The following is a 456-nucleotide window of genomic DNA, read 5'->3' as shown; positions in this document are numbered from 1 at the left end:
CAGTTCATGCCGAGCAGCTTCCGCGCCTACGCGGTGGACTTCGACGGCGATGGCCACATCAATATCTGGAGCAATCCCGACGACGCCATCGGCAGTGTGGCCAGCTACTTCAAGCGCCACGGCTGGGTGTCCGGCGAACCGGTGGTCGTGCGTGCCGAGGTTACCGGGGAACGCGCCGACGAAGGCCTGACCCAAGGCATCGAGCCGGCCAAGACGGTCGGGGAGTTGCGGGCGCTGGGCTGGTCGAGTCAGAATGCGCCACGCGATGATGTGCCGGTGACGGCGTTCCGTCTCGACGGCGAAAACGGCCCTGAATACTGGATGGGCCTGAACAATTTCTACGCAATCACGCGTTATAACCGCAGTGTGATGTACGCCATGGCCGTGCATCAGCTGTCAGACATGCTGGTCCAAGCACGGGGCACCAAGTAATGCGGGCATCGCTGTTCAATAAAC

The 456-nt window shown here is 61.8% G+C and carries 1 protein-coding gene; it reads left to right on the top strand.

Annotated features, from left to right (window positions below):
- Positions 1-432: lytic murein transglycosylase (locus tag JHD80_RS27110; protein WP_199093674.1), on the top strand; the 432-nt coding region annotated here is incomplete at its 5' end.
- Between the last annotated feature and the right edge of the window lie 24 nt (positions 433-456).

Origin of the sequence: Allobosea sp. ASV33, assembly GCF_016428755.1 — a bacterium.
Classification (GTDB): domain Bacteria; phylum Pseudomonadota; class Alphaproteobacteria; order Rhizobiales; family Beijerinckiaceae; genus Allobosea.
The sequence above is the reverse complement of the archived record's forward strand: the minus strand, read 5'-3'. Positions and strand labels throughout refer to the sequence as shown.